The 506-nt window shown below is 63.8% G+C and carries 1 protein-coding gene; it reads right to left on the bottom strand.

Translation table 11 applies throughout. The annotated features are described in order from the left end of the window. Positions 1–446 (bottom strand): hypothetical protein (locus A5663_RS05750; RefSeq protein WP_156744368.1); only part of this gene is annotated, 446 nt, incomplete at its 3' end. Positions 447–506 lie beyond the last annotated feature (60 nt).

The raw sequence follows: 506 nt of genomic DNA, 5'->3' as shown, positions 1-506 counted from the left end.
TCGCCCGGCGTCTGGTGCCGTTGCATCCATAGCCGGACGATGGCGACGATGAAGGCGATGATGGCCGCGGCATACAAAATCAATCCAAAGCCCGGCGAGGCTCCGGCAATACCCATGCTGGCGTCGGTGCCCTCCGAGTTGCCTCTAGACACTGCTACGAACGCGACGACGGCTACAACCACCATGCCGCCAGCGGCGATCGAGAGTCCGATACGGCGACCAGGCTCGATTGCTAGTCCCGACAGCGCCGGCCATGCGAACGTGAGAGAGGCGGCGATCAGCACCAATGCTGGCGCGCGGTACGCCCAGGGCATGGATATGTCGGCGACGTCTATTCCCAGCACGTTGATCGACGCGAATGGTAGAAAGACGGCTAAGGCGGCGAATATCAGCCCTCCGAAGAGGAGTCCCGTTGTAATGGAGGCGCGCGCGGCCATTGCCTTCATCGAGGGCCCGACCCCCGGTGTGACTTCCGGAGGATGCGACGGCGCTGCACCACTGGGCGG

This window comes from Mycobacterium sp. E740 (assembly GCF_001672895.1).
Classification (GTDB): domain Bacteria; phylum Actinomycetota; class Actinomycetes; order Mycobacteriales; family Mycobacteriaceae; genus Mycobacterium.
Note: the sequence above shows the minus strand (reverse complement) of the source record. Positions and strands in the feature narration are given on the sequence as shown.